Raw genomic sequence first — 288 nt, forward strand, 5'->3', positions numbered from 1 at the left:
CAGTGCTCATGGGCGACCAGAACACCGTCTGAATCTTTTTCAGCACATATTTCAGTAGCCAGGCTGGGGTCGGCGTGTCCATTTCCAGTGTTATCGTTTTCGTTTCCGTTTCCTCCACTGCCATTGTCACTTTCACTATCAACATCCTCGTCGTCTTCTGGAATGGTTCTGTCTCCACACTCTACATTATGAGGCCAGTCGCACTGCTCGTTATTAGGATTATACAACAGATTTGGAGGACAAATGAGGGCTACTGGATGACTATCGAAACATTTGTAAAATCTGGTG

The 288-nt window shown here is 46.2% G+C and carries 1 protein-coding gene; it reads right to left on the reverse strand.

The window, feature by feature from the left end:
- A partial coding sequence (locus F0L74_RS34605; RefSeq protein WP_149842228.1) for a chitin binding peritrophin-A domain-containing protein occupies positions 1 to 288 on the reverse strand: 288 nt, incomplete at both ends.

This window comes from Chitinophaga agrisoli (genome assembly GCF_008386695.1).
GTDB classification, from domain to species: Bacteria; Bacteroidota; Bacteroidia; order Chitinophagales; family Chitinophagaceae; genus Chitinophaga; species Chitinophaga agrisoli.